General features: G+C 63.5%; 24 protein-coding genes. 16 read left to right on the top strand and 8 right to left on the bottom strand.

The window, feature by feature from the left end; all coding sequences use genetic code 11:
- The first annotated feature begins 43 nt into the window (after nucleotides 1-43).
- Nucleotides 44-487, top strand: a complete 444-nt coding sequence (locus HAP40_RS17785) for a DUF1810 domain-containing protein (RefSeq protein WP_166816586.1) — start codon at nucleotides 44-46, stop codon at nucleotides 485-487.
- Here the strand turns inward: HAP40_RS17785 and HAP40_RS17780 are convergent, their stop codons facing one another.
- Nucleotides 488-1,264, bottom strand: coding sequence for a crotonase/enoyl-CoA hydratase family protein (locus HAP40_RS17780; RefSeq protein ID WP_166816587.1), 777 nt, complete (start codon nucleotides 1,262-1,264; stop codon nucleotides 488-490). It lies immediately after the preceding gene.
- 41 nt (nucleotides 1,265-1,305) lie between these two features.
- Nucleotides 1,306-1,782 carry a tautomerase family protein gene (locus tag HAP40_RS17775; RefSeq protein ID WP_166816588.1) on the bottom strand — a complete coding sequence of 159 codons (477 nt, stop codon included), beginning with the start codon at nucleotides 1,780-1,782 and terminating at the stop codon, nucleotides 1,306-1,308.
- Between the two features lie 124 nt (nucleotides 1,783-1,906).
- Here HAP40_RS17775 and HAP40_RS17770 point away from each other — a divergent pair, with 124 nt between their 5' ends.
- The 3 genes from HAP40_RS17770 (at nucleotide 1,907) to HAP40_RS17760 (ending at nucleotide 5,473) form a co-directional block, all read left to right on the top strand.
- Nucleotides 1,907-2,494, top strand: a complete 588-nt coding sequence (locus HAP40_RS17770) for a TetR/AcrR family transcriptional regulator (RefSeq protein ID WP_246741082.1) — start codon at nucleotides 1,907-1,909, stop codon at nucleotides 2,492-2,494.
- Nucleotides 2,495-2,508: 14 nt separating this feature from the next.
- Nucleotides 2,509-3,294, top strand: a complete 786-nt coding sequence (locus HAP40_RS17765; RefSeq protein ID WP_166816590.1) for a 2-keto-4-pentenoate hydratase — start codon at nucleotides 2,509-2,511, stop codon at nucleotides 3,292-3,294.
- A 97-nt stretch (nucleotides 3,295-3,391) separates the two neighbouring features.
- Nucleotides 3,392-5,473 carry a methyl-accepting chemotaxis protein gene (locus HAP40_RS17760; protein WP_166816591.1) on the top strand — a complete coding sequence of 694 codons (2,082 nt, stop codon included), beginning with the start codon at nucleotides 3,392-3,394 and terminating at the stop codon, nucleotides 5,471-5,473.
- Between the two features lie 6 nt (nucleotides 5,474-5,479).
- Here the strand turns inward: HAP40_RS17760 and HAP40_RS17755 are convergent, their stop codons facing one another.
- Together HAP40_RS17755 and HAP40_RS17750 are read right to left on the bottom strand one after the other, a co-directional pair.
- Nucleotides 5,480-6,070, bottom strand: coding sequence for an NADPH-dependent FMN reductase (locus HAP40_RS17755; RefSeq protein ID WP_166816592.1), 591 nt, complete (start codon nucleotides 6,068-6,070; stop codon nucleotides 5,480-5,482).
- Nucleotides 6,071-6,120: 50 nt separating this feature from the next.
- On the bottom strand, nucleotides 6,121-7,074 hold the full coding sequence (locus HAP40_RS17750) for an AraC family transcriptional regulator (protein WP_166816593.1): 954 nt from the start codon (nucleotides 7,072-7,074) through the stop codon (nucleotides 6,121-6,123).
- A 297-nt stretch (nucleotides 7,075-7,371) separates the two neighbouring features.
- On the opposite strand from HAP40_RS17750, the gene HAP40_RS17745 reads away from it, so the two are divergent.
- The 4 genes from HAP40_RS17745 to HAP40_RS17730 are packed head-to-tail and all read left to right on the top strand — an operon-like array spanning nucleotide 7,372 to nucleotide 9,978.
- Nucleotides 7,372-8,136 (top strand): DUF2336 domain-containing protein, encoded by a 765-nt coding sequence (locus tag HAP40_RS17745; protein ID WP_256380440.1) that lies wholly within the window; start codon nucleotides 7,372-7,374, stop codon nucleotides 8,134-8,136.
- Nucleotides 8,091-8,480: a DUF2336 domain-containing protein gene (locus tag HAP40_RS17740; protein WP_334271029.1), complete on the top strand. Its 390-nt coding sequence runs from the start codon at nucleotides 8,091-8,093 to the stop codon at nucleotides 8,478-8,480. The genes HAP40_RS17745 and HAP40_RS17740 overlap by 46 nt, the downstream gene beginning before the upstream one ends.
- Nucleotides 8,477-8,803 carry a PilZ domain-containing protein gene (locus tag HAP40_RS17735; protein WP_166816594.1) on the top strand — a complete coding sequence of 109 codons (327 nt, stop codon included), beginning with the start codon at nucleotides 8,477-8,479 and terminating at the stop codon, nucleotides 8,801-8,803. The genes HAP40_RS17740 and HAP40_RS17735 overlap by 4 nt, the downstream gene beginning before the upstream one ends.
- Before the next feature lie 53 nt (nucleotides 8,804-8,856).
- Nucleotides 8,857-9,978, top strand: coding sequence for an HD-GYP domain-containing protein (locus HAP40_RS17730; protein ID WP_166816595.1), 1,122 nt, complete (start codon nucleotides 8,857-8,859; stop codon nucleotides 9,976-9,978).
- Between the two features lie 362 nt (nucleotides 9,979-10,340).
- Here the strand turns inward: HAP40_RS17730 and HAP40_RS17725 are convergent, their stop codons facing one another.
- Nucleotides 10,341-10,595, bottom strand: a complete 255-nt coding sequence (locus HAP40_RS17725) for a nitroreductase family protein (RefSeq protein ID WP_246741083.1) — start codon at nucleotides 10,593-10,595, stop codon at nucleotides 10,341-10,343.
- A 159-nt stretch (nucleotides 10,596-10,754) separates the two neighbouring features.
- Between HAP40_RS17725 and HAP40_RS17720 the strand changes: the two genes are divergently transcribed.
- Entirely contained in the window at nucleotides 10,755-11,717 is a 963-nt protein-coding gene (locus tag HAP40_RS17720) for an alpha/beta hydrolase (RefSeq protein ID WP_166816597.1), read from the top strand.
- Nucleotides 11,718-11,723: 6 nt separating this feature from the next.
- Here HAP40_RS17720 and HAP40_RS17715 read toward each other — a convergent pair whose 3' ends face one another.
- Complete coding sequence (locus HAP40_RS17715) at nucleotides 11,724-12,188, bottom strand: cupin domain-containing protein (RefSeq protein ID WP_166816598.1); 465 nt, start codon at nucleotides 12,186-12,188, stop codon at nucleotides 11,724-11,726.
- A gap of 196 nt (nucleotides 12,189-12,384) precedes the next feature.
- Here HAP40_RS17715 and HAP40_RS17710 point away from each other — a divergent pair, with 196 nt between their 5' ends.
- Both HAP40_RS17710 and HAP40_RS17705 read left to right on the top strand, forming a co-directional pair.
- Nucleotides 12,385-12,633: a hypothetical protein gene (locus tag HAP40_RS17710; protein ID WP_135165309.1), complete on the top strand. Its 249-nt coding sequence runs from the start codon at nucleotides 12,385-12,387 to the stop codon at nucleotides 12,631-12,633.
- 878 nt (nucleotides 12,634-13,511) lie between these two features.
- A complete protein-coding gene (locus HAP40_RS17705; protein WP_166816599.1) occupies nucleotides 13,512-14,612 on the top strand; it encodes a DUF937 domain-containing protein in 1,101 nt (366 codons plus the stop codon).
- A 138-nt stretch (nucleotides 14,613-14,750) separates the two neighbouring features.
- Here HAP40_RS17705 and HAP40_RS17700 read toward each other — a convergent pair whose 3' ends face one another.
- A complete protein-coding gene (locus HAP40_RS17700) occupies nucleotides 14,751-15,626 on the bottom strand; it encodes an MBL fold metallo-hydrolase (protein WP_166816600.1) in 876 nt (291 codons plus the stop codon).
- A 144-nt stretch (nucleotides 15,627-15,770) separates the two neighbouring features.
- On the opposite strand from HAP40_RS17700, the gene HAP40_RS17695 reads away from it, so the two are divergent.
- Nucleotides 15,771-16,754 (top strand): glycerophosphodiester phosphodiesterase family protein, encoded by a 984-nt coding sequence (locus HAP40_RS17695; protein WP_414645387.1) that lies wholly within the window; start codon nucleotides 15,771-15,773, stop codon nucleotides 16,752-16,754.
- On the opposite strand, the gene HAP40_RS17690 is transcribed toward HAP40_RS17695, so the two are convergent.
- Entirely contained in the window at nucleotides 16,751-18,373 is a 1,623-nt protein-coding gene (locus tag HAP40_RS17690; protein WP_166816601.1) for an ABC-F family ATP-binding cassette domain-containing protein, read from the bottom strand. The genes HAP40_RS17695 and HAP40_RS17690 overlap by 4 nt on opposite strands.
- 264 nt (nucleotides 18,374-18,637) lie before the next feature.
- Between HAP40_RS17690 and HAP40_RS17685 the strand changes: the two genes are divergently transcribed.
- The 4 genes from HAP40_RS17685 to HAP40_RS17670 all read left to right on the top strand — a co-directional run bounded on the left by HAP40_RS17685 (nucleotide 18,638) and on the right by HAP40_RS17670 (nucleotide 22,261).
- A complete protein-coding gene (locus HAP40_RS17685) occupies nucleotides 18,638-18,916 on the top strand; it encodes a hypothetical protein (protein WP_166816602.1) in 279 nt (92 codons plus the stop codon).
- 155 nt (nucleotides 18,917-19,071) lie between these two features.
- Nucleotides 19,072-20,199 carry a TRAP transporter substrate-binding protein gene (locus HAP40_RS17680; protein WP_166816603.1) on the top strand — a complete coding sequence of 376 codons (1,128 nt, stop codon included), beginning with the start codon at nucleotides 19,072-19,074 and terminating at the stop codon, nucleotides 20,197-20,199.
- A 113-nt stretch (nucleotides 20,200-20,312) separates the two neighbouring features.
- Nucleotides 20,313-20,915, top strand: a complete 603-nt coding sequence (locus tag HAP40_RS17675; protein WP_166816604.1) for a TRAP transporter small permease subunit — start codon at nucleotides 20,313-20,315, stop codon at nucleotides 20,913-20,915.
- A complete protein-coding gene (locus tag HAP40_RS17670; RefSeq protein WP_166816605.1) occupies nucleotides 20,912-22,261 on the top strand; it encodes a TRAP transporter large permease in 1,350 nt (449 codons plus the stop codon). The genes HAP40_RS17675 and HAP40_RS17670 overlap by 4 nt, the downstream gene beginning before the upstream one ends.
- Nucleotides 22,262-22,288: the final 27 nt, after the last annotated feature.

Below are 22,288 nucleotides of genomic sequence, written 5' to 3'. Positions count from 1 at the left end.
AGTTAGGCATAATCGCGGCCGGCAAGGCTCTCTAAGGTATCCAATGACCGATCCTTTCGATCTAAAGCGCTTCGTCCAGGCCCAGGACCCGGTCTATCACGACGTCCAGGGGGAGCTGGCCCGCGGCCGGAAGCAGACTCACTGGATGTGGTTCGTCTTCCCCCAGGTCGCCGGCCTCGGCCTCAGCGCCATGTCGCAGCGCTACGCGATCGGCTCCCGGGCAGAGGCCGAGGCCTATCTCGCCCACCCCATCCTCGGGGGACGCCTGAGCGAATGCACCAGGCTCGTGCTCGCCGTTCAGGGACGGACCATCAACACGATCCTCGGCGCCCCCGACGATGCCAAGTTCCGCTCGTCCATGACGCTGTTCGCCGAGGTGTCCGATGAGCCCATTTTCGCAGAAGCGCTCGCCCGATATTTCGCGGGCGAACGCGACGAGGCCACGCTGGAGATCCTCTCGAAGCTCGATCGCGCCTCGCGCGGATGATCAGCGTCCCTGAAAGACGGCCGCCCGCCGCTCGATGAAGGATTGAATGCCCTCCTTCGCGTCGCCACTGCCGAGCACGCGGCCGCGAATGTTCGGGATGTAGGCGATCGCCGCCGCCTCGCCCCCCTCGACATATTTGGCCGCCGCTTCCTTGGTGACCTGGATGCCGAGCGGCGCATTGCGCGCGATGATGGCGGCGAGCGCCATCGCCCGCTCGATTTGCTCACCAGGTGGCACGACCTCCTGGACGAGGCCGATCGCCTGGGCGCGTTCGGCCGAAAACTCGTCGCACAAAAACAGATGGTACATCGCGTCGCCCCAGCCGGCGCGCGACAGGAAGCGGAAATGCGCGCCGCCGAGCGGGGCGATGCCGCGCTTGGACTCCATCTGGCAAAAGCGTGAATCCGCGGCGGCCACCACGATGTCACCGGCGAGCATCAGCTCGATACCGATGGTGAATACGATCCCCTGAACGGCGGTGATAACAGGCTTGCGGCAACGCTTGCTGAGCCCGAACGGATCGACATTGCCCTCCTTGACGTTGCGCTTTTCGGCGGAAGGCCCGAAGAATTTCGGCATGTCGAGACCGGCAGTGAAATCCCTGCCTTCGGCGCAGAGCACGCCAGCGCGGTAGGCTTCGTTGTCGTGCAACTCGGTCAGCGCATCCGACAATTGCTCCATCATCGCCGGCGTGAACGCGTTTTTCTTCGTGGGATTGTCGATGATGATCCTGAGGACATGGCCGTGGACCTCGGTGCGAATGTGTCCCTCGCTCATTTGCTTCTCTCCATGATTGATCGCTTGGTGTTGGCAGCCGGTCAGGCCGTCGGCTGAAGTGCTGCGCGAATGGCGGTGATCCGCTCCGGCGTGAACACGCCGGTCTCCAGGAGCTGAAGGATCGAAAGCACGCCGCCGCGCGAGCCCCAGCTTCCCTCCGCGATGATCTCGAAATTGACCCACCAGGTTGGCGCAGGCGCTGGCATCCCGCAGGCCTCGGCGAGCCGCGCCAGCACGGTGCGGATCACCTCGGCTCGCACCTCGGCAGGCCAGGCTGCGTTCATCACCGCGATGTTGACCGTCATGATGTCGCGCGGCTGGTCCGAGAGGAGCCGGCCGCCGATCGCCATGCAGTCGGCCGGCAAGTCCGCGAAGTGGACCTGAAAGCCCATTCGCGCTGCTGGCGCATGCTGGCCGATCTCGGGCTCGAGCACGGCATCGGACAGGCTTTCCGCAAGCAGGCGGCGCTGCGCCAGGCTGAGCCGGCCGGCAGGTGCGGTCACGGTGATGATGGTCAAGTGACGCCCCTTTTTACATTATGACATTCGTCATATTTCAGGATGACTTGCCTATGTCAAGCGTCATAGCTAGATGAGGACGCCATTTGCGGGACTCCCGATGACCTCAAGCACACGTGACAAGATGATCGCCGGCGCCGCCGACCTGATGAGCCGGCACGGCGTTAATGCCACCAGCATGCGCGACGTCGTGCGCCATACGGCGACGCCGCGCGGCTCGATCAGCCACCACTTTCCGGACGGCAAGCGGCAGTTGATCGCTGAGGCCGTAATCTTTGCCGGCAAGCAGGTGTCCATCCCCCTGGAGAGGGCCATGAACGAACGCGGCGTGATCGGCGGCCTGGCAGCTTTCGTCGCATCGTGGCGCCGCCGGCTGGAGGCGACCGGCTTCGCCGCGGGCTGCCCGGTGCTCGCCGTCGCCGTCGACCGCTATGTCGGCGAGGCCTCCGACAAGGACGACGAGACGGCGCAGGGACATCTGCTCGATCTTGCCGACGGCGTCTTCGCCGACTGGCGGCAGATCATGCGCGCCGCCTTGCTGCGCGAAGGGCTGGCTGCGGAACGAGCCGAGCGGCTTGCCACACTCGTCGTCGCCTCGATCGAAGGCACGGTCGCGATGTGCCGCGCGAGCCGCAGCGCCGCTGCGCTGGATCAGGTTCAAGAGGAACTGGAGACGGTGCTGACCGCCGCCCTCACCCGCCCAACCCAATAGATCGGAACGCAGCAATGGATTTGTCCCGGCAACGCGAACTCGCCCGTCATCTCGCCAATCTGCGCCGCGAGGGCCGGCAACAAAGCGGCCTCGACGAGAGGCTGGTGCCGCCGGACGCCGACACCGCGTACCGTATCGCGCGGATGGTCGAGGAGGAATTGGGCTGGGATGTCGTCGGCTGGAAGATCGCCGGCATGAAGGCCGGGCTCCAGCGCCAGCTTCGCACCTCCTCGCCGATCTATGGTCGGGTATTCGCGCCCCTGATCAAGGCCTCGCCCGCAAGCGTCGAACACGCCAGGCAATGCAGCCCGATTCCGGAGGTCGAGTACCAGGCACGCCTCGGTGCCGACCTGCCGCCGCGCTCGAAGCCCTATGCGGTGGACGAGGTCGGCGATGCCGTCGTCTCGCTGCATCCCGGCATCGAGCTCGCGCAATGCCGCTTCGTTCACGACGCGGCGTTTCCGCCGATGCCCGCGATCATAGCCGACGGCTGCGGATCCGGAACGATCGTGCTTGGAGAGTCCATCGTCGACTGGCGCAACCGCGACATCGCCAATCAGAACGTCATCCTCAATTGCAATGGCGTCGAGAGGCGCCGCGGCAGCGCTGCGGAGGCGATCGACCATCCGCTGGTGCCGCTCACCTGGCTCGCCAACGAGCTGTCGCGCACCGGCATCGGTCTCAAGGCCGGCCAGACCGTCAGCACGGGCACGCTGACGGGCATGCTGCGGCCGAAGGCCGGGGAGACTTACGTCGCCGATTTCGGTCCGCTGGGAACCGTGAGCGCGACCTACGCCTGAGGCGAGCTCCGGCGGGCCGGAGCGTAAACCCGGGATTAAGATCGCCTGCCTATCGTCCGTGCAAAATACTTCCCCTGCGCCAATTGCCGGACAGATCATGAAAATCGGTACGCTCCTGACCACCGCCATCGTCTCGCTCTCGACCGTCGGCGGCGGCCTCGCCGTCTACGTCGCCGTGACGAAATATCAGACGATGGAGCGAATCAGCGAGGCGCAAGGCCGCCTGGCGATCGTGCGCGCGGCCAGCGACATCCCGCGCTATCTCAACCCCGAGCGCGGCTTTGCTACCAACATCCTCTACGGGCCCGCCACCGTCGATCCCGCGCAGCTCTCCGAGCACGACAAGCTGCGCAAGCAGACCGACGTTGCCCGTGACAGGATGAATGCGCTGCGCAAGGAGTTGCCCGGTCCGTTCGACGACGGCAGCACCATCGGTACCGAGATCGACGCCATCAATTCGAAGTTCACGGCGCTGCGCGAGGCCATCGACAAGGCGATTGCGGGACCGGCGGAAGCGCGCAAGGACGCCGCCAGGAAGGTCGTCGCCGACAACGCGGTGCTCAACGCCGGGGTCACCGCCCTGCTCAACGAGCAGGTGCGCCGCATGGCGATCCTCAATGGCGATGCCTTCCGCCAGGCCAACTACGCCAACATCGCCATGACGCTGCGCGACATCGGCGGCCTCAATGCCAGCGTCCACAAGAACCTCGTCGGCGGGAAGAAGGTCGCAACCGACGCCGAGAAGGCCGACGTCGCCCGGATGCAGGGCCGAAGCGACCAGATCGTGATGGCGCTGATGGAGCTGCGCGGCCATCCGGCAACCCCGGCCAATGTCGGCGCGGCGCTGGAGACGATGAATTCGCGCTACGTCGAGGAATTCGGCCGCGAGCTCAAGATGGTCAAGGACGGCGCCGTCAGCGGCAAGTACGAGCACGACGTCGACACCTATTATGCGGCCTCGCAAAAGGGCCTCGGCTCCATCATCGGCGTTCGCGATGCGCTCTATGACAACGCCGAACAAATCCTCGCAGGCGCTTCCTCCGCCGCGCGCACCAGCTTCACCATCGCGCTCGCCGGCCTCCTCGCCGTGCTGGGCGCCAGCGCCGGCCTGATCGTGATGGTCCGCCGCCGCGTCTGCGCCCCGATCGTCGGCCTGACGGGCCGGATGTCGCGCCTTGCCGACGGCGACCTTGCCGAAGAGATCCCCGGTGCCGAACGCTCCGACGAGATCGGCGCGATGGCCGCCGCCGTTCAGGTGTTCAAGGACAACATGATCCGGGCCGACCGGCTCGCGGCTGAGAAGCAGGCCGAAAACGACGGCAAGATGCGCCGCGCCCAGGCGCTCGACGACCTCACCCGCGCCTTCGAGGCCAAGGTCACCGAGCTCGTCGGCGGCCTCTCCCGCGCCTCCTCCACGATGGAAAGCACCGCCCAGTCGATGACCTCGACCGCGGCCCAGACCAACAGCCAGGCCGCGGTGGTCGCCGCCGCCTCCGAACAGACCTCGACCAACGTGCAGACCGTGGCCAGCGCCACCGAGGAGCTGACCTCCTCGATCGCCGAGATCGGCCGTCAGGTCGCGCAATCGACCGAGATCGCGGCCCGCGCCGTCGACAATGCCCGCCGCACCGGCGACACCGCCCGCGCGCTCGCCGAAGGCGCCCAAAAGATCGGCGACGTCGTCACGCTGATCCAGAGCATCGCCGAGCAGACCAACCTGCTCGCGCTGAACGCGACCATTGAGGCCGCCCGCGCCGGCGATGCCGGCCGCGGCTTTGCCGTGGTTGCCTCCGAAGTGAAGTCGCTGGCCGGCCAGACTGCCAAGGCCACGACCGAAATTTCCGAGCAGATCAACGCGATCCAGGCCGCGAGCGACGAGACCGTGGCCGCGATCCGCAACGTCGCCGAGGTCATCAGCGAAATCGACCAGATCGGCACGGCGATTGCCGCGGCGATCGAGGAACAGGGCTCGGCAACCAAGGAGATCGCCCGCAGCGTCCAGGAGGCCGCGCGCGGCACCCAGGAGGTCAACAGCAACATCTCGGGCGTGCAACGCGCCGCCGACGATACGGGAACTGCCGCAAGGGAGGTGCTGGGTGCCGCCGAGCAGCTCTCGACCCAGTCTCGCGATCTCGCCGGCCAGTTCGACCGCTTCCTCGGTGAGGTCAGGGCGGCGTAAGAAGGCTCAATAAGGCGGCGCCTTGCGCGCACGCTGCGCCTTGGCGGCCTCGATCCACCAATTGAGATCGTCGGCGAAGCGCGGGAACGAGCGCTCCAGCGCCTTGCCGCCATCGCCGATTGGCTCGCCGGCTTCCGACAGCGTCTGCGCGACCGGTCCGACGCCGATGGTGCTCGACACCACGACCATGCCCATCTCCGACAGCGTGCCGTGCCAGGCGGTCGCGGCGCGCGCACCGGACAAGCGGCCCGCCGAATAGCTCACGATCGCGGCCGGTCGCCAGAACCATTCTTCGAGGAAATGATCGGTGAGATTCTTCAGGCCGGGCTGGATGCCCCAGTTGTATTCGCCGGTGACGAAGACGAAGCCGTCGGCGCCGCGGATCTGTCCGGCCAGCGTCTCCAATGCCTCGGGCGCCGAGCCCTTGGGATATTCCTTGTACATGCGATCGAGCATCGGCAGGCCGATCGCCTTGGCGTCGATGAACTCGACATCCTCGCCGCGGCCGCGCAGACCATTGATGACGAAATTCGCAAGGCGGACGCCCATGCGGTCGGACCGGTAGGAACCGTAGAAAACGAGAATGCGATTGCTCATGGCCGGCAAAGTAGCACGAAAGGTCAGCGGCGCCTGATCGTTTTATTGCGCTAGCGCCGGTGCCCGCGACCGCGGTCCAGCGTTTGCGATGGCGTCTCGCCGAACTGGTCGCGATAGCTTCTGGAGAAATCGCTGAGATGCCAGAAACCGAACGCCAGCGCGACCCCCTTGACGCTATCGGCTCCCGCCAGAAGCCGCCGGCGCACCAGCCACAGCCGGCGCAGGCGCAGGTAGCGGTGCAAGCTCATGCCGCGATAGCGGCGGACGACGTCGTGCATGGTGCGGACGGACAGCCCGAGCTTGCGCGCGATCTCGTCACTGTACATCGGCTGCGACAGATCCTCAGAAATCAGCGTGTTGATATCCTGAAAAATCTTGAAGTTCCGTCCGTCATTGGAGTGCAGGGTCCAGCGAGCCGAAACGACGCTTTCGAAAGCGTCGTCAACGGCTCCGAGCAGCGATTCCTTCATGGCCGCGCTCTTCAATGACAGCTCCGACGCCTCGATCGGCTTGGACGCCTCGGACATCACCTCACGAACCACGCTGCGCAGCCGGTGCAAACCAGCCGCGGAGATTTCAAAAATCTTGAAGCTTGTGAGCGTGGGCGGCCAGCCGCGATCCCTCACCTCCGGCCTGAAGACCACTGAGGCGATTTGCCGCTGCACTTCCTCGATGCTGGTATAGGCCGCGCCGCCGGTGCCAATGACCACCGCCGGTCGCGCGCGTTGCGAGCCATTGAAGCGAATAGGAACATTGAGGTCGTCCATTGTGAGGCCGATCGCCGTGCAATTCCCGACGAGCTGTGCATCGACGACCCGAGGAAATGCGCGCGTCAAATTCACGTCGCAGCCGGGTAGCGATAGGATCGTCTGTTCGGCCGAAATCTTCCGTACGAAAGGCGTAAATTCGAAATTCAGCCCGCGTATGGCGTTCCGGAATTCGTCGACGTCCGAAAAACGAAATGTATTGAGTGCCGGTCTGGGCACATCATCAATGCTGTTCATTTAAATAAAAACGCAGCGTAGCGTTAAACCTGCGTCCGGCCTCAGTGCCGGTTCGCTCCCCCCTCGGCGTTCCCGCGCACCGATAGAATCGATCCTAACCTGTTCTGATCAATTGGCGAGCGTCCCGCCGAAAGGACAAGTCTGGCCGCCCTGCCTCGCCGAATTTCGATAGCGTTTGAGTACAATTGACGGTGCAACAATACCGAAAAGCGCAGCGTCTAAAATTCACCTTAACGTTTTTCAGGCGAAATGGCGATCGTTTGATCGTCAGATTTATTTCATTTTCAGGCTCCTGCCATGAAGGCAAATTCGCCTGCTGATATTCTGGTCGAGCTGGAAGACGCGGTCGCAACGTGTCCGCCGGATCGCTGCACGCGCATCCTCTCCGGCATTTTGCGGTTGCTCACAAGCCGTGGCGACCGGCCCCAGGAATTGCTCGCCCATGTGACTGACGGCGTTCTGCTGCGCTTGATGGAGCGCGTCGAGGCCGGGGCGCTGATTCAGCTCAGCACGGCGCTGGCCGATCTCGAGATAGCTCCGCCGAAGACGGTGCGACGTCTCGCCTCACATCCCGATCCGACGGTGGCGTGCCCTGTCCTGCTCAGATCGCGGTCACTCTCCACGGCCGATCTCCAGTCGATCGCGGGTTCGAGCGGCGAACGCCAGCAAGATGCGATCGCCGCCCGAGCGCCGATCGATCCGCCGGTGATCGAGGCACTGATCAAGGGCGGCGCCCGCAGTGCTTGTCTCGTGCTGATCGGCAACACGGAGGCACGCTTCTCTGATGCCGCGTACGTCGCGCTCGCCGAGAGGTGCCAAGCCGATGATGAAATCACGAAGGCGCTGGCACTCAGGCCCGACACGCCCGATGCGGTCATGCGAGAATTGCTGTCGGCCTCGCGTGCCCCGAGTCCGACACAGTGCCGAAGGCCACCACCTCGCGCCAATCGACATCGACCGCTCCAGTCCCGCCCAAGCTTCCCTGCGCGGCCGCCTATGCGAGCGCGCGGCCGGAGATCGTTGCGCTCAACCGCATCGGCAAGCTCAACGATTCCACGGTGAACCGCTTCGCGATCCGCGGGGAGACCGCCAATTTGTTCACAGCCCTGTCAGTGCTTTCGGGAACCCCCATCGAGATCGTCGAGCATGTGATGACCGACGATGATTGCGAAGGTCTCGTCATGGCATGCCGTGCCTCGCGGCTGAACTGGCAGACCACGCTTGCCATCTTGAGCAACCGCAGTGGCACAAGACTTTCGATCGCCGAACGCGAACGCGCGCAGCACATGTTCGAGACGCTCCTCTTGTCAACCAGCCAGTGGACGGTGCGTTGGGGAGAAATTGCCGCGAACGTCAAGGAGAGCAGTCGGGGAAGTCGCGGCGCAAAGATGGGGGTTAGCCGATGAGGTTCGACGGTCGCAAAGCGTCTCGCGTGAAAATGGACCACAAGCAGCCGGTCAACCTCATGGGTTCTGACGGTACCTGGCGACGCAGTTGCGTCCTGCTGGACGTGTCGCAAAGCGGAGCCAAGATCGAGGTCGAGGGCACGCTCGACGTGCTCCAGGCCAAAGAGTTCTTCATGCTGCTGTCTTCGACCGGCCTCGCCTATCGACGCTGCGAGCTGGTCTGGATCGACGGCACCATGGCTGGTGTCCATTTCATCACTGATGGCAGGAAGAAATCTGCAAGCGCCCCGGCCTCGGCCCAGAACGCCGTTCAGAGCAAGTAGATACCAACACCCCCTGTTTCGACATCCCTGCAGGCGTAACGCCGAGTTAGATAGTGCAGCACGCGCGAACCAGACCAGGTCCCGTCAATGGCGACGCCGGCATCGCAGAGATAGCGGCGGGTCGCCCCTTCCTGCATGTGTGGGCCGACACGTCCGACAAGCTCTCCGGCATCTGTTCGATCCTTCAAGAGAAATTCACCATCGCAGGCGAGCGATTGGACGCAGATTCCAGGCTGTCGCAGGCGCCAGCCGCCATCGTCATCCGCGCGGAGCTGCGCGACGTCGATAATATCGCGGCCATCAAGAAGCGGGCGAGCAAGCTGGCGAAGGCCAGCAAGCGCATCTTCCTGCTCGACCACACCTCCCACGTCTGCATTTCGCAAGCCTATGCGCTCGGGGCGACACTGGTCCTTCCTAGCACAATCGGTCGTGCCAAACTTCTGGCAGCATTGATCGATCCAGTCGACGGGACGCCGGCTTTGTCGAGCGACACGCAGCAACCGGACAATGCCGTCGAGATCGCGGCGACCGCAATCGCATCGATGTTCACGGCTGTGACCTTGGGCCAACCGCTCGACGTCGCCGGGACCAAGAAGGCCGGTCGCCAGATTGCCGATCGTATCACCCAGCATGGTCTGACGGAATGGCTCATGACGGTGCGACGCCATCACGAAGGAACCTATCAACATTGCCTTCTCGTGACCGGCGTTGCCATCGACTTCGGACTGAGCCTCGGCGTCGGCAGGGCCGACCTGGAACGTCTTTATTCCGCTGCCATGTTCCACGACATCGGCAAGGCGCAGATTCCGCTGGCGATCCTCGACAAGCCCGGCCGCCTTGATCCCGCCGAACGCGCTCTGGTCGAGACGCATCCGACGACCGGCTACGACTTTCTCAAGGGACATGAGGGGATCTCTCCGGAGATACTCGATGCCGTTCGTCACCATCACGAGTATCTCGACGGGAGCGGCTATCCCGACGCCCTCTGCGCCGAGAGCATTGGTGATATCGTGCGGATTTTAACGATCTCGGATATTTTCGCAGCGCTGATAGAGCACCGGCACTACAAGCCGACCATGCCGCGCGCGGAGGCCTACAACGTTCTCTGTGGGATGAACGGGAAGCTGGAAAAGGCCCTGATCCAATCATTCAAGCAGGTCGCACTCACGCGGTGAGCGCCGCAGCCCCGCTTCCAATGCAGCCCTAATGCGTAGCGCGATGCCGGGCGCCGCGCGGGATGGACCGGCAGGCCAGTCCGTCGGCCAGCAGCTTCATATCCTCATGCCTGCCGCTGCGGATCAGCCGGCCGAGCTCCTCAGGTGTGAAAGGAAGACTTGGATCATCATCGATCGGGCGCCGCATCCGCGGGCCGAAGAACCGCCGAACCAGGCTAGCCAGCCGCCGCATGTCAATTCCCTCGCGCCAGCAACAAACCTCTCAGTCTGCATATTGTTCCTCCCGCACCTTCGAGATTGCAAGAGGCCGATGACGACTCCGCACCAAAAAAATTCCGCAGAGAATAATCTCCTTCGTCGTGCTAATCGGCAAAAACGACGTAGCGTACAAACTCCTGATTGTGCTCGCGGTCCGAGCGCACTGCGTTCGCGGCGAAGTCATCGTTGGGATAGCCCATCGCAACGCAGGTCATGATGGCCTCGTCCTGCGGAATCCTGGCGCCAGTGAGCACGCGGACATGCCAGGGCTGGGTGTTCATCGACGACGGCGCGCGCTTGGCGCTCTCGATGATCGCCTCGATCACCGCGCGCAGCAACCGGCTCGTGCTTGAAGCCACGCACGCTGCTGCGCGACTGGACCAGCGCTTCGAAATCCGCCTCTTGAACCTCCCTGCCCGTTCGTCCGGCGTTGCGGCAGACTGCGGGTTGCCGATGCGGCGGGCAAAATCTATGCTAACCCGCAAGCAAGACCAAGAAACCTCGCGAGGAGACACGCCATGGCCGCGCCGCTCGATCCCGTCATCGCCCAGATCATTCCGCTCATGCCGATGCGCGATCTCGCGGTCATGACGCCACAGAGCGCCCGCGATTCCTTGCGCGCACTGGCTGCCTCGCGCGCCGCCATCCCACCCCCGTCCGTCGACAGCGTGCAGGATATCAAGGTGAAGGGCGGCGCCGGCCCGCTCGATGCACGCGTCTATCGGGTCGGCGCTACGCCGGCACCGACCGTGGTGTTCTTCCATGGCGGCGGCTGGGTTGCGGGCGATCTCGAAACCCACGACCGGCAGGCGCGCAACCTTGCGATCGAGACCGGCGCCGTCGTCGTTTCCGTGGACTATCGCCGTCCGCCCGAGACGCGCTTTCCCGGCGCCTTCGAGGACGCCTTCGCAGCAGTCAGCGACATCGTCAACCGCGTCGCGGAATTTGGCGGCGATGCCAAGCGCCTCGGCGTTGCCGGCGACAGCGCCGGCGGCAATCTCGCGGCGACCACCGCGCTCGCCTGCCGCGATGCCGGCATCAAGCTCGCCGCGCAATTGCTGGTCTATCCCGTGACCGACGTCCTCGGCTCTTACGCCGATGCGGGCGAGAACGCGCGCTATCCCTCGCGCGCCGAGAATGCCGACGGCTACTTCCTGACGCGCGCCACGATGGAATGGTTTTGCGGCCATTATCTCGCCGATCCCGCCCAAGCCAGCGACTGGCGCGTCTCGCCGCTGCGCGCGGCATCCCTCGCCGGGGTCGCGCCCGCGATCGTGACCACCGCCTGGTTCGATCCCCTGCGCGACGAAGGCGCGGCCTATGCGCGGGCACTGGAAGCCGCCGGCGTGCGGGTCAAGCACCATGAGGGCCCCGGTCTGATCCATGGCTATTTCGGCATGGGCGACGCCTCGGACGTGGCCCGCGCCGAAGCGCAGCGAGCACGCGCCGACTTCAAGGCGCTGCTGATGCGGGGTGTCTGAGGACGGTCAAACGCTCCGCGCCCGCTGCGCGTCCGTGTGGCCCCACGTCTCGTCCCAATCCTGACCGGCGGCATCGACCACACGGCCGTCGGCTTCGAAGAACTTGTTCGGCACCTGGAAGATGGCCAGGATCAAGGCGCCGTCCGGACACCAGGCGGCATGCCGGCTGCCGGCCTCGCGCCAGATGAATTCGCCCGCCTTGCAGGCGATCCCCTTGGCGGGCCCCTCCTTGTCGACGAGCGCGCCCTCGATGACGTAGCTCTGCTCGATGCCGACATGCTCGTGGTCGGGCAGCACCGATCCCGGCGCAAAGCGCATCAGGGCAGTCATCAGGCCCGTGCGGCAATCGAACAGCAACGTCTTGGCCTCGCAGCCGGGAAAGCGCGTTTTCTGCCAGTCCATGCTTTGCGGCTGAACCAGGTGAGAATGCCGATCGGCGGCTTCGTGCTCCTTCGGGATCGCAGCGTCCATCACGATACTCCCTTCATCTCGACCGCGCGACGCTAGCAGGAGCGAGCGGCCGGGTCAGCGAGCGGTGCAACAGAGGGACAGTTGCCGATCGGGCTCGAAAATCGGCAAGCAGACGGGCGTCGAGGGCTGATCCTGCTTGATTGCGCCACGATTCCCGGCTCCAATCCGCCCGCCATCTCTGGTTTAGGAGACACCCATGATGAAGCGGATTTTCCTCGCTGCGATCGTCGCCACCTTTGCGGCGGGCTCGGCCTTCGCGCAAGAAACCTGCGAGAGCAAGGCCGTCGGCAAGGACGGCAAGCCGCTGGCCGGGGCCGCCAAGACCTCGTTCCTGAAGAAATGCAAGGCCGACGCCTGCGCGCCCAAGGCCGTCAGTGCCGACGGCAAGCCGCTCGCCGGCGCCGCCAAGAACAGCTTCATGAAGAAGTGCGAAGTCGGCGCGTAACGAGCGCTGCTTTCGTCAACTGCTTCAGGGACGCTCTGCAACTTCGTCATGCCCGGGCCTGTCCCGGGCATCTACGCATGTCCGTTCGCGTGGCGCAGAACTGGAAAGCCGGAACAAGTCCAGGGCGCGGAGTCCGCTTGCACGCTCGTCATCGAGCCGTCCGAATTAGCGACCAACCTCGATCAAGTTTCAGCCAGACAACAACGCTGCTTGTTAGCCTAAGCCCGCATGGATCAACGTGCAGGAATTTCCGTTGTCCGGACGTCGGCGGGACCGGGAAAATGACTTCGTCAAGTTCGATCGCATTGCTGCGATCGTTCGATTAGAAGTCACCTTTCATTGGGGGCATCTCGCGATGATCGAATTTCGTGCAATGAAGCACATCCGATCAGCCGGGCGGTTCGATTATCCTTTGGTGAAATTCATCAGCGAAGTTCGGTACCACGGTTGATGAAGCCCTTTTCAATTTCGATGCGCCAAAACGACGGCCCGGGCCTGGGTTCATTTGGGGTTCCGGGACCGTCGTCTAGGCGCGGACCGCAGTCCACCCGCGCACTGCCAGTAACGAAGATCTCTGCGCGACGAGCAATTGTCTTCTGGTACAATCCCACTGCTTTGGCTGGCATTTGAACTGACAGTGCTGCACCACATACCGCTCCACGAGGTTCGCTTGATGGGCGGTAGTGGCGGGGATTTTCTCGCGCCGAATTTTTCGCATTCGACTTGTACCGGAGACATGTTGATCTGGATCAAATGGTCGGGCGATCGATGCCGTCTCAACTTGACCGATAGGCGACGTTCGGAACCATCGACGTCTGTCACATCAACTTTGCGGATGGGGGCAATCAACACACCAGCAACGTATTGGAGAGACCGCCATGGCCGTCAATCTCGTTTCAGCTGCACAACAGCTCCTGACCCCTGAAGTCATTGCGCAAATCGCCTCCTTCCTTGGCATGGACCGGGGCGCGGCGCAGAAGGCCGCGGTAGCGGCCATCCCGACAATACTAGCCAGCCTGTCGGATCTGGTCGGAACCCCGGCTGGCGCCAATCAACTGTCAAAACTGCTGTCACAACAGCAAGGCGGCAATCCCATGGACCTGCTGCGCGACTCCGGCGCTCCGGGCCTGGCTCAGATGGGTTCGAGCATGTTGTCCGGACTGCTTGGAGGCCGAACCACGGACACCATGGCCCAGGCGATCGGCAGCTTCGCGGGAATGGGCGATGGCGGCGGCAAGTCGTTACTCTCCGTGGTCGGGCCGTTGGTCCTGGGTATGCTCGGCAAGCAACAGCATGACGCCGGGATGGATGCAAACGGACTGGCATCGCTTTTGCGCTCGCAGAAAGATCAGATCATGGCGGCGATTCCATCGGGCCTCAGTGATCACCTCAGCGCCTCAGGCCTGATCGACAAGGCACGCAGTGGGATGACCACGGCCGCCGCCACGGGGAGCCGGATCGCCGGCGCTTCCGGCGCGAGCCAGGCCGCCATGGCCACCGGCCGGACGCAATGGCCATATTGGCTCGCCGCGCTCGTCATCCTTGGCGGACTTGCCCTATATGCGCTTCAGCGTCCGACCGAGCAGACGGTCGCTCAGAATACAAATGTCACGCGGCCTTCAGCCGGAACGGTGGGCCTGGCGCCCGCGGATTTGACCGTCGACGGGGTGAATCTGGCGAACCAGGTTAATTCGTCCCTCGGTACGCTGAAGGCTCAATTGCCAACCATCACAGATGAAGCCAGCGCGCAGGCGGCCCTGCCCAAGATCAACGACGCCATCTCGCAGTTGGATGGGATCACGGCGCGGGCGGCCAAGCTGTCTCCGGATTCACGACGCGCGCTTGCCAAGTTGATCGTCGCGGCGGCGCCCGCGATCAATGAGATGTGCGACAAGATCTCGGCGACACCGGCCGGCGTGATCGCAAAGCCCGTGATCGACAATCTTCGTACCAAGCTCGACCAGTTGGCCAAAGTCTAAGGCGTCACGCGCAATAGCTCGCCACCCTTCAGGACGGGATGTGTTTCGCAGCCTCCCGTCCTGCAAGATGTAAAAACGACGAGGCCATTGCACCAAAAACGTGCTCTGAGCCGAACAACCCGATTTGCGAGTACACAGCTAGTCTCGCCTGAACCGGTAGTCGAATGCTGCGCCGAGCGGTTTGATCCATCCGACCGTCGGCGCCGGAAAATGCACCGGCAGAATCAGCGTGTCGGTGTCGGCAACCGACGCGAAGAATTTTCGCCGTGACACCGCCGACTGCTTCGGGTCCCAATCGGGCTTCGCCGACCAGTCCGGCTCGCGGCACTGGATCTGGTGGTGCATGAGGTCGCCCGCGACCACCGCACGTTGGCCTTTGGAGAGGATGTTCACGCAGCAATGGCAGGGCGAATGCCCCGGCGTCGGCGTCAGGGTCACGGTGTCGTCGAGCGCGTAATCGTCGTCCACCAGCAGCGCCTGCCCCGCTTCGACGATCGGCAGGCAATTGTCGCGAAACACGGTGCCGGGCGGGTTGTTGCCTTTGGCGTACTCGGCTTCCCAGGCTGCATACTCGCCCTTGTGGAAGACATATTTCGCATTCGGGAATGTCGGCACCCAGCGCCCGTCGCGCAACGTCGTATTCCAGCCGGTGTGATCGATGTGCAGATGCGTGCAGAACACGTAATCGATCTGCTCGAAGCCGATGCCAAGCGCGAACAATTCGTTGCGCCAGCGCTCCTTGCCGGGAAAATCGAACGGCGGCGGATGGCCCTTGTCCTCGCCGGTGCAGGTGTCGACCAGAATGGTGTAGCGTGGCGTGCGCACCACGAAGGTCTGATAGGTGATCACCATCATGCCGCGCGCGCTGTCGAACACCTCCGGCTCCATCGTCGGCAGATGGCGCTTGAACACGCCCTCGTCGTAGGCCGGGAAGAAATCCTGCGGCCGCCGCCACGGCCCTTCCCGCTCGATCACCGCATCGATGGTGATGTCGCCGATCCGGAGTTGCTTCATGTTTGCTTCGCTCCCCTTTTTGCGAAAGCGTAGCGAACGGAGTCGGGGCATTCAAGGCGTTGGACGCATCGGCCAGCTATGCGTGACGTGCCGCAAATCAACCTCAAACAACACGGATGATGATATTGGAATGAGGAATGTCTGGTGGGCTGGAAACTGAGATTGACTGCGGCGATCATGATTGCGATCGCAGCTGGCGTGTACATCAACAACACCAGTCTTCTGGCACCGCGTCAGGGCGGCAAACCGGCCCTGCTCGCCCATCGCGGCATGGCGCAGCGCTTCGATGAGCACGATCTGAAGAACGACACCTGCACGGCCGCGCGGATGTTGCCGCCCGTGCACGACTATCTCGAAAATACCTTGCGCTCGATGCGCGCGAGCTTCGAGGCCGGCGCCGATGTGGTCGAGCTCGACGTGCACCCGACCACCGACGGCGCGTTCGCCGTTTTCCACGACTGGACGCTCGACTGCCGAACCGATGGCCACGGCGTCACGCGCGAGCAGAGCATGGCGACACTGAAAACGCTCGACATCGGCTACGGCTACACAGCCGACGGCGGCAAGACTTTCCCGTTCCGCGGCAAGGGCGTCGGGATGATGCCGACATTGCAGGAGGTGTTCGCCACTTTCCGGGACAAGAAGCTCCTCATCAACGTGAAGAGCCGGGACGCTGGCGAAGGCGAGAAACTTGCCAGCATATTGAACGCGCTGCCGGCGGAGCGGCGCGGGACGGTCATGGTCTATGGCGGCGACGAACCCATCGAGGTGATCCGCCGCCTCACCCCCGATGTCCGCACGATCTCGCGCGCGGCGATCAGAAGCTGCCTGATCCGCTATATCGGCTATGGCTGGACCGGCCTGGTGCCGGCGGCGTGCCGCAACGCGATGGTCCTGGTGCCGATCAACGCCGCGCCCTGGCTATGGGGCTGGCCCGATCGTTTCCTCGCACGGATGAACGGCGTTAGCAGCGCGGTGTTCGTGCTCGGTCCCTACAGTGGCGGCGAGTTCTCCACCGGCATCGATACGCCGGACACGTTCGCGCGGCTGCCGCAAGGCTATTCCGGCGGCATCTGGACCAACGAGATCGAGGCCATCGCCAAGATCGCGGGCAAGAGCAAGGATTAGCTCCGCAACCCCGGAGCCTCCTGCCCTGTCCGCGCGACATATTCGGTGTAGCCGCCGCCATATTGGTGAATGCCCTCGGGCGTCAGCTCCAGCACCCGGTTCGACAGTGTCGCCAGAAAATGCCGATCATGCGAGACGAACAGCATGGTGCCCTCGAAATCCGACAGCGCGGTGATCAGCATCTCCTTGGTGGCGAGGTCGAGATGGTTGGTCGGCTCGTCCAGCACCAGGAAGTTCGGCGGATCGAACAGCATCTTGGCCATCACGAGGCGCGCCTTCTCGCCGCCCGAGAGCACGCGGCAGCGCTTCTCGACGTCGTCGCCGGAGAAGCCGAAGCAGCCGGCGAGCGCGCGCAAGCTTCCCTGCCCCGCGGTCGGAAACTGGTCCTCCAGGGACTGGAACACGGTGCGCTCGCCCTCGAGCAGATCCATCGCGTGCTGGGCGAAATAGCCCATCTTGACGCTGCCCCCTAACGCCACGGTGCCCTGGTCCGGCTCGCTCGCGCCGGCGACGAGCTTGAGCAGCGTCGACTTGCCAGCACCGTTGACGCCCATGACGCACCAGCGCTCACGCCGGCGGATCATGAAGTCGAGCCCGTCATAGATGCGTTTGGTGCCATAGCCCTTGTGCACGTTCTTGAGCGCGACGACATCCTCGCCCGAGCGCGGCGCCGGCAGGAAGTCGAAGGCGACGCTCTGGCGGCGGCGCGGCGGCTCGACCCGCTCGATCTTGTCGAGCTTCTTGACCCGGCTCTGCACCTGGGCCGCGTGCGAGGCGCGCGCCTTGAAGCGCTCGATGAACTTGATCTCCTTGGCGAGCATGGCCTGCTGGCGCTCGAACTGGGCCTGCTGCTGCTTCTCGTTCTGCGCCCGCTGCTGCTCGTAGAATTCGTAATCGCCGGTATAGGTCGTGAGCGAGCCGGAATCGATCTCGATCACCTTGGAGATCACACGGTTGATGAACTCGCGGTCGTGCGAGGTCATCAAGAGCGTGCCTTCATAATCGTGCAGGAATTTCTCCAGCCAGATCAGGCTTTCCAGATCCAGATGGTTGCTCGGCTCGTCGAGCAGCATCACGTCGGGACGCATCAGGAGAATGCGGGCGAGCGCCACGCGCATCTTCCAGCCGCCGGAGAGTTTTCCGACATCGCCGTCCATCATCTCCTGGCTAAAGCCGAGGCCGGACAGCGCCTCGCGCGCCCGGCCATCGAGCGCGTAGCCGTCGAGCTCCTCGAAGCGGTGCTGCACCTCGCCGTAGCGGGCGATGATCTCCTCCATCGCGTCGGCCTTGTCGGGGTCGGCCATGTCAGCCTCGAGCTCGCGCAGCTCGGCCGCGACCTCGCTGACGGGACCCGCGCCATTCATCACCTCGGCCACGGCGCTGCGGCCGGACATCTCGCCGACGTCCTGGTTGAAATAGCCGATGGTGATGCCGCGATCGGTCGAGACCTGCCCCTCGTCGGGCATTTCCTCGCCGGCGATCATCCGGAACAGGGTGGTTTTGCCGGCGCCGTTCGGGCCGACGAGCCCGATCTTCTCGCCCTTGTTGAGGGCCGCTGAGGCTTCGATGAAAAGGATCTGGTGGCCGGCTTGCTTGCTGACGTTGTCGAGGCGGATCATGGGGTCTTTTTGAGGGGATTTTTGCGTTGCAGCGTCATAGGCCATGCGGGCCGCCAGGGGAAGCCCGGCGGGACACGGATTCGGCCCGGCCGAGACGCTTCCTGTGATGGGCCAGGCCGCCCAAAGCATTCGAACCCCGACTGTCGGACCGTCCGAGCCGTCAGGCGCCAAGAGCCAATCACTCGCGGTTGGCTTGACGACAACATTCCCGTTGAGACTCGGCGATGCGATCGCCGCGCACGATCGCACAGGCGTCCCGATACGATGCTTGCCGACATGCGGAAGGCGGATGCCATTACCGTCATCGACGAGAGATCAGGACGCGTGGCGGCGTCGCGCTGTCGATTCAGGGAGGGACAGTTGGGAGCCACAGAACTTCTTCAGGGTTCGTCGTTCCACCTCGTATTCGACGGATCGGCCGCGCCGCTCAATCCTGCAGCAACGACGAGCGGGCTGGGAATATCAGAAGTCCGGCTGCATCTTTGCTGCGCCGCGACAGCGCGTGAACATCCGGCTGCTGAAAGCCCGAATGGGGTCGCCTAAGACTAAGGAATGCGACATTGGGTAGCTTGTCGGATGCGAGCAATGCGTCCAAACTCCGATCAAAGTCGCTGGAATGCGGCCTACCTCCAGCGGTTATCAACGAAAAGCGTACCGAAGCGCGTTCGAACAACAGCGCCGCCAGGGAGGATGTCCACATGACTGCAAAGTCTGCAGAGACCAGAACCACTCGTCGCAAATTCTTGCTGACCGCCGGCGCGGCCGGCGCCGCCACCATCGCCATGCCGCAAGTCAGCCGGGCCCAAACGGTGGCCCTGAAGATGCAGGGCTCGTGGGGCAAGGCCGATATCTTCAACGAGATGGCCGAAGATTATGTGAAGCGTGTCAACGAAATGGCCGGAGGTCGATTGCGCATCGACTATCTGGTCGGCGGCTCGGTCGTACATCCGTTCCAGGTCTTCGACGGCGTTCATGGCGGCCAGCTCGACGCTGCACACACGGTCACCGTCTACTGGTACGGCAAGCACAAGGCCGCCTCGCTGTTCGGTACGGGCCCGGTGTTCGGCTTCAACGCCAACGAAGGCCTCGGCTGGATCCACAACGGCGGCGGCAAGGAGCTGTTTGAGGAGCTCCAGACCAAGATCATGAACGTCAACATCAAGAGCTTCTTCGCCATGCCGATGCCGACCCAGCCGCTCGGCTGGTTCAAGAAGCCGATCACCAGCGATGCCGACCTCAAGGGTCTCAAGTACCGCACGGTGGGTCTGGCCGCCGACCTGTTCCAGGCGATGGGAGCCTCGGTCGCTCAGCTTCCGGGCGGCGAAATCGTGCCGGCCATGGAGCGCGGCGTGATCGACGGATTCGAATTCAACAACCCGACCTCGGACAGGCGCTTTGGCGCACAGGACGTTGCCAAGAACTACATGATGGGCAGCCACCATCAGGCGACGGAATATTTCGAGATCATGTTCAACCGGACGAAGTTCAACGCGCTGCCGAAGGAACAGCAGGCGATCCTGCAATATGCTTCGGAGGCGGTCTCATCCGCCAACGAGTGGAAGGCGATGGACTATTACTCCAAGGACCTGCAGGAGCTGATCAACAAGGACAAGGTCAACGTCCAGCGAACGCCGAAATCCGTATTCGATGCCCAGATCAAGGCATGGGATGGTCTGATCGCCCAGCTCGGCTCGGATCCGTTCATGAAGAAGGTGATGGACTCGCAGAAGGAATGGGTGCGCCGCGTGGTCTACTACAACATGAACAACGCGACGGACTACCGCGGCGCCTTCGAGCATCACTTCCCTGGCGTGCTCAAGGCCTGAGGCTGTCGCGGCGCTTCGCGTGAGACCGTATCGACGGGCGGCGCAATCGAAGCGCCGCCCACGAATTTGAAGGGGGACGTCCGGATGTATCGCTCGCAGCGAGCTCGGCTCGCATGACGAAATTTCTGTTCTTCATCGACGAGCTCAGCGCGTGGGTCGGCAAGGCGTTCGCCTGGCTCATTCTCGTCCTTACACTGGGTGTCAGCTACGAGGTGTTCGTGCGCTACGTGCTGCGTGCGCCGACCACCTGGGCGTTCGACATCAGCTATATCACCTATGGCGCGATGTTCCTGATGGCCGGCGCATATACGCTCTCGCGCAACGGCCATGTACGCGCCGACGTGGTCTACCGCCTCTGGTCGCCGCGCACCCAGGCAACGATGGACCTCATCCTGTATATCCTGTTCTTTCTGCCGGCGATCGCGGCGCTGATGTATTCGGGCTGGAATTACGCCCAGATGTCCGTGCGGTTCCGCGAAGTCAGCATCTTCAGTCCGGCCGGCGTGCCAGTGTTTCCGCTCAAAGCGCTGATCCCGCTCACCGGCTTCCTTCTGTTTCTGCAAGGGTTCGCCGAAATCATCCGTTGTGTGCTGTGCATCCGCACCGGCCGATGGCCGCAACGCCTGCACGACGTGGAGGAGACCGAGAGCGTCGTCATCCGCGAACATCAGCAACACGCGGCTGAGCTGCAGAACGAGAAAGGACCAGGCGCATGACCGATCCTCAACTCGGCATGCTGATGCTGGGCCTCTTCATCTTCATCATCATGCTCGGCTTCCCGATCGCCTTCACGCTGATGGCGATGGGCGTCTCGTTCGGCTACTACGCCTACTACACCCCCGGTCAAGACTTCTTCCAGAACCGCATCTTCACGCTGCTGGTGCAGAAGACGTTCGAGGTCACATCCAGCGACGTGCTGGTCGCGGTCCCGCTCTTCCTGTTCATGGGCTATTTAGTCGAGCGCGCGAACATTCTCGACCGACTGTTCTACTCGCTGCAATTGTCGATGAAGAACGTGCCGGGCGCGCTTGCGGTGGCCACGCTGATCACCTGCGCGATGTTCGCGACCGCCACCGGCATCGTCGGCGCCGTTGTCACGCTGATGGGGCTATTGGCATTGCCCGCGATGCTGCGAGCCGGCTACGACACCAAGCTGTCGGCGGGGGTGGTCTGCGCCGGTGGCTGCCTCGGCATTCTGATTCCGCCGAGCATTCTCCTGATCGTCTATGCGGCGACCGCCGGCGTTTCGGCGGTCAAGCTTTATGCGGCCGCATTCTTCCCGGGGTTCATGCTGGCTGGCCTCTACGTTGTCTATGCAATGACACGCGCGATCATCAATCCCGCGCTGGCGCCGAAGCTGCCGCGCGAGCAGACCGACGTGCCGATCTCCAAGGTCGTCTGGGCGGTTGCCACGTCATTCCTGCCACTTGCGTTGCTTATCGTTTCGGTGCTCGGCGCGATCCTGTTTGGCCTGGCAACGCCATCCGAGGCGGCCGCGGTGGGCGCCCTCATGAGCATGGTTCTGGCGGCCGCCTATCGTTCGCTCAACTACGAGATGCTACGTGAATCGGTGTACCTGACCGTGCGTGCCACCGCGATGGTTTGCTACCTGTTCATCGGGTCGTGGACGTTCTCCGCGGTGTTTGCCGTCCTTGGCGGACAGACGGTGGTGGAGCAGTTCTTCACCTCGATGAACCTTTCGCCGATCCAGTTCCTGCTGCTGACCCAGCTGATCATCTTTCTGCTCGGCTGGCCGCTGGAATGGACCGAGATCATCATCATATTCGTGCCGATTTTCCTGCCGCTGCTTCCCCAGTACGGCATCGATCCCATCTTCTTCGGCATCCTGGTGGCACTGAACACGCAGACGGCGTTCAACACGCCGCCGGTCGCGATGGCCGCCTTCTATCTGAAGGGCGTGGCCCCGCCTCAGGTGAAGCTGACCGACATCTTCTCCGGCGCGCTTCCCTTTGTCGGCCTGGTCTTCCTCACCATGGCACTGGTCTACATCTTCCCCGGAATCGCATTGTGGCTGCCCACTTACCTCTATGGATCGCGATGAGCGCACCCGGTAAACCGCCGAAAGGCT

The sequence above is a fragment of the Bradyrhizobium sp. 1(2017) genome, assembly GCF_011602485.2.
In the GTDB taxonomy this organism is placed as follows: domain Bacteria; phylum Pseudomonadota; class Alphaproteobacteria; order Rhizobiales; family Xanthobacteraceae; genus Bradyrhizobium.
This window is presented reverse-complemented; position numbering and strand designations above follow the sequence as displayed.

Excerpts from the sequence above, each read along its gene's own strand:
- HAP40_RS17705 (WP_166816599.1), top strand. The coding sequence starts at position 13,512 with ATGGCCGTCAATCTCGTTTCAGCTGCACAACAGCTCCTGACCCCTGAA.
- HAP40_RS17690 (WP_166816601.1), bottom strand. The coding sequence starts at position 18,373 with ATGATCCGCCTCGACAACGTCAGCAAGCAAGCCGGCCACCAGATCCTT.
- HAP40_RS17770 (WP_246741082.1), top strand. The coding sequence starts at position 1,907 with ATGATCGCCGGCGCCGCCGACCTGATGAGCCGGCACGGCGTTAATGCC.
- HAP40_RS17680 (WP_166816603.1), top strand. The coding sequence starts at position 19,072 with ATGACTGCAAAGTCTGCAGAGACCAGAACCACTCGTCGCAAATTCTTG.
- HAP40_RS17785 (WP_166816586.1), top strand. The coding sequence starts at position 44 with ATGACCGATCCTTTCGATCTAAAGCGCTTCGTCCAGGCCCAGGACCCG.
- HAP40_RS17735 (WP_166816594.1), top strand. The coding sequence starts at position 8,477 with ATGAGGTTCGACGGTCGCAAAGCGTCTCGCGTGAAAATGGACCACAAG.
- HAP40_RS17675 (WP_166816604.1), top strand. The coding sequence starts at position 20,313 with ATGACGAAATTTCTGTTCTTCATCGACGAGCTCAGCGCGTGGGTCGGC.
- HAP40_RS17700 (WP_166816600.1), bottom strand. The coding sequence starts at position 15,626 with ATGAAGCAACTCCGGATCGGCGACATCACCATCGATGCGGTGATCGAG.
- HAP40_RS17715 (WP_166816598.1), bottom strand. The coding sequence starts at position 12,188 with ATGGACGCTGCGATCCCGAAGGAGCACGAAGCCGCCGATCGGCATTCT.
- HAP40_RS17670 (WP_166816605.1), top strand. The coding sequence starts at position 20,912 with ATGACCGATCCTCAACTCGGCATGCTGATGCTGGGCCTCTTCATCTTC.
- HAP40_RS17720 (WP_166816597.1), top strand. The coding sequence starts at position 10,755 with ATGGCCGCGCCGCTCGATCCCGTCATCGCCCAGATCATTCCGCTCATG.
- HAP40_RS17780 (WP_166816587.1), bottom strand. The coding sequence starts at position 1,264 with ATGAGCGAGGGACACATTCGCACCGAGGTCCACGGCCATGTCCTCAGG.
- HAP40_RS17745 (WP_256380440.1), top strand. The coding sequence starts at position 7,372 with ATGAAGGCAAATTCGCCTGCTGATATTCTGGTCGAGCTGGAAGACGCG.
- HAP40_RS17760 (WP_166816591.1), top strand. The coding sequence starts at position 3,392 with ATGAAAATCGGTACGCTCCTGACCACCGCCATCGTCTCGCTCTCGACC.
- HAP40_RS17755 (WP_166816592.1), bottom strand. The coding sequence starts at position 6,070 with ATGAGCAATCGCATTCTCGTTTTCTACGGTTCCTACCGGTCCGACCGC.
- HAP40_RS17750 (WP_166816593.1), bottom strand. The coding sequence starts at position 7,074 with ATGAACAGCATTGATGATGTGCCCAGACCGGCACTCAATACATTTCGT.
- HAP40_RS17765 (WP_166816590.1), top strand. The coding sequence starts at position 2,509 with ATGGATTTGTCCCGGCAACGCGAACTCGCCCGTCATCTCGCCAATCTG.
- HAP40_RS17710 (WP_135165309.1), top strand. The coding sequence starts at position 12,385 with ATGATGAAGCGGATTTTCCTCGCTGCGATCGTCGCCACCTTTGCGGCG.
- HAP40_RS17685 (WP_166816602.1), top strand. The coding sequence starts at position 18,638 with ATGCTTGCCGACATGCGGAAGGCGGATGCCATTACCGTCATCGACGAG.